Genomic DNA, 2866 nt, shown 5'->3' with positions numbered 1-2866 from the left:
AATCTGCTTTGGTTTGGTAGAGTCGACTGTTAGTCGACTGCTCTTCCTGATCGGAAAGCAGTCGACTAACAGTCGACTCTACCCAGCCGGATCAATCCAGCCGGGTCAATCCAGTCGGGTCAATCCAGTCGGGTCAATCCAGCCGGATCAATCCAGCCGGGTCAATCCAGCCGGATCAATCCAGCCGGGTCAATCCAGCCGGGTCAATCCAGTCGGATCAATCCAGCCGGGTCAATCCAGTCGGATCAATCCAGCCGGGTCAATCCAACCGGATCAACCCCGCCGGTTCCACCTCGTCGGCATCATCCGTCCGCGCCCGTCGCCCATCCATGCAACCCGCCGGAGCGCCCCATGTCCCTGGCCGAATTCGCCCTCATCGACCGCCTCCGCGCCCGTACCGTCGAGCGTGACGACATCCTGCTCGGCATCGGTGACGATGCCGCACTGCTGCAGCCGCGTGCCAACGAGCAACTGGTGGTCACCGCCGACACGCTCAACAGTGGCGTGCATTTCCCGGCCGAAACACCAGCGTTCGACATCGGCTGGAAGACCCTGGCGGTCAATCTCTCCGATCTGGCCGCAATGGGCGCGCGCCCGGCCTGGTGCACCTTGGCGCTGTCCCTGCCGGACGCTTCCGAAGACTGGATCGATGCCTTCGCCGAAGGTTTCTTCGCGCTGGCCGACCAGCACGACATCGCGCTGATCGGTGGCGACACCACGCGGGGGCCGCTGTCGCTGTCGGTGACCGCGATGGGCCAGGTCGGCCGCGGCCAGGCACTGCGCCGCGACCGCGCGCAGGTGGGGGATGACATCTGGGTCAGTGGCACGCTGGGCGATGCGGCCGGTGCGCTGCGCCTGTGGCAGCAGGGCGCATTGAACGTGGACACCGCCACGCTGCTGGCCGACTACGAGTACGTGCGCCTGCGGCTGCTGCGGCCGACGCCGCGCGTCACCCTGGGGTTGCGCCTGCGCGCCTTTGCCCACGCTGCCGTGGATGTGTCCGACGGCCTGCTGGCCGATCTCGGTCATATCGCCGCACGCAGCACGCTGTCGGCGCAGGTCGATGCTGATGCGCTGCCGATCTCGCCCGCCCTGCGCGGCCTGCTGGGCCGAGATGCTGCCCGCGACTGCGCGCTGCGCGGGGGCGATGATTACGAGCTGTGCTTCACCGCCGCCGCAGACCAGCGCGATGCGCTGCACATCCTGGCCGAATCGCTGGACGTGCCGCTGACCCGTGTCGGTCGCATGGCCGAAGGGCAGGGCGTACAGGTGGATGGCGAGGCCAGCGGGGGCGGCTACCAGCATTTCGCCGGCTGAGTGGCCGCACCTGCCTGCAGGACCTGCAACAAGTTGCATGGTGTCGCTGCAACGCGCTGCCTAGAGTGAATGACCTTTCTGATGCTGGAGCAGGGTCATGCCGGTTGCCGTTATCCCAGGTCCCACGTTTTCGCCACAGCAGCGCATGCTGTCTGAAGCCATTGCCCAGCTGAGGGGCTTCGATCAGCAGACCCGTGAGGCCGGGCAACGGTTCAGCAGCGCACTGGATGGCGTGCGCAATGCCTGCGACAAGGCCCTTGCCAGGATCATTGCCCGCTCCGCACAGCAGCAGGCAGATCCCCTGCGCGCGCAGCTGAAGCAGGTCCGCAATCTCGATGCTTCCTCACCGGATCTGATGCTGCGCCTGAAGGCGCAGCATCGTGCCCATGGCCAGCCGCAGTGTCTTCAAGCAACTCACCGGGTGGGGGCGCAGCGAGCGCCAGCGCCAGGGCGAAGCGCTCAAGGAACAGCTGGGCGCCACGACGCCGCGCCGGTCGGAGGTGGAGGCCGCACTCTCCACCGCCGTAGCCCGTTCCAGATGGAGGCACGCCACGCACGACATCCAGGCGGTGCAGGACGTGCAGAAACACGTGGCGCCCCTGTTGAAGGACTGCGGGATGTCCCTGCAGGTGGATGCAGCACGGGGTGTGCGTGGCCTGGTGAAGCTGCGCAGTGATGCACAGGATGCGATCGAAGCGGCCCGTCTTACGCAGGTGCGGCGCGTGGCCATCGCGCGCTCGGCCCTGGAGGAAGATGTCCGCCAGGCCCGCAGCGCGCTGAACGACACTGAGGCGGCTGCGGTCATCGCTGCGCTGGCGCCGGTCCACGCTGGCGGGCTGGATGCGGCAGTGAGCAAGGGCCTGCGTCTGTTCTGGGAAACCTGCACCGGTGCCTGCTTCATCAACGGCCATGCACGCTACCTGGCCGGTACACAGGCTGACGCGCCCGCCCCGCTGCGGTTGGAGGCGCAGCGCCGCGCCCGGGATGAGCTGACAGGCAGGCAGGGCGACCGTACTGTCGTTCTGGACGCGCTGAATCGAGGTCCGGCCTTTGAGAAGGCCATGGCCTTCCTGCAATCGCTCGGTACGGACTCGCGCAGCATCGTGTCTGCCATGCGCGAGGCGGTGGCGTCGCAGCCGTCTTCCACGGTGCAGACGCTGTATTGAGGGACACGCATGTCCCGCACGGAGATCGATGCCCTGCGTCAGCAGCTTGCGCAGGACGGAACGTGGACCACACCGCAGTTCATGTCGTTTTCCCCATCGGAACGGCAGGCCAGGGCGTTCGCTGCCTCCACGCATGGGCACCACGGTGCTGGCGAGCCGCCGGCCACCGAGCCAGTGATGATCACCGCGCACTGGCCGGGCGCGCGTGACCTCCAGGGGGCCTCGGAAGAGCTGCATCTGGTCCTTCCAGATACGGGTCTGAAGCGCCTCGGGGAGACCTTCTATACCCATACATCGCAAAGCGGGGTCCACCACTTCACGCTCATCGGCGCCCAGCGTCGCGGCGGCAGCGTAGCGTAGGGCCCGTGCAGGGGGCATCATGC

General features: G+C 67.0%; 3 protein-coding genes. All 3 read left to right on the top strand.

Features of this window, described 5'->3' with window-relative positions:
• Positions 1 to 351: 351 nt before the first annotated feature.
• Positions 352 to 1317, top strand: a complete 966-nt coding sequence (gene thiL / locus ACQKDV_RS14570) for a thiamine-phosphate kinase (protein ID WP_427784601.1) — start codon at positions 352 to 354, stop codon at positions 1315 to 1317.
• Between the two features lie 386 nt (positions 1318 to 1703).
• Entirely contained in the window at positions 1704 to 2483 is a 780-nt protein-coding gene (locus tag ACQKDV_RS14565) for a hypothetical protein (RefSeq protein WP_427784599.1), read from the top strand.
• Positions 2484 to 2492: 9 nt separating this feature from the next.
• The gene (locus ACQKDV_RS14560) at positions 2493 to 2843 is read left to right on the top strand and encodes a hypothetical protein (protein ID WP_427784597.1); all 351 of its coding nucleotides are present in this window, start codon (positions 2493 to 2495) and stop codon (positions 2841 to 2843) included.
• The last annotated feature ends 23 nt before the right edge of the window (positions 2844 to 2866 follow it).

Source organism: Stenotrophomonas sp. NPDC077659 (assembly GCF_050268705.1).
Classification (GTDB): domain Bacteria; phylum Pseudomonadota; class Gammaproteobacteria; order Xanthomonadales; family Xanthomonadaceae; genus Stenotrophomonas.
This window is presented reverse-complemented; position numbering and strand designations above follow the sequence as displayed.

Excerpts from the sequence above, each read along its gene's own strand:
- thiL (WP_427784601.1), top strand. The coding sequence starts at position 352 with ATGTCCCTGGCCGAATTCGCCCTCATCGACCGCCTCCGCGCCCGTACC.
- ACQKDV_RS14565 (WP_427784599.1), top strand. The coding sequence starts at position 1,704 with ATGGCCAGCCGCAGTGTCTTCAAGCAACTCACCGGGTGGGGGCGCAGC.
- ACQKDV_RS14560 (WP_427784597.1), top strand. The coding sequence starts at position 2,493 with ATGTCCCGCACGGAGATCGATGCCCTGCGTCAGCAGCTTGCGCAGGAC.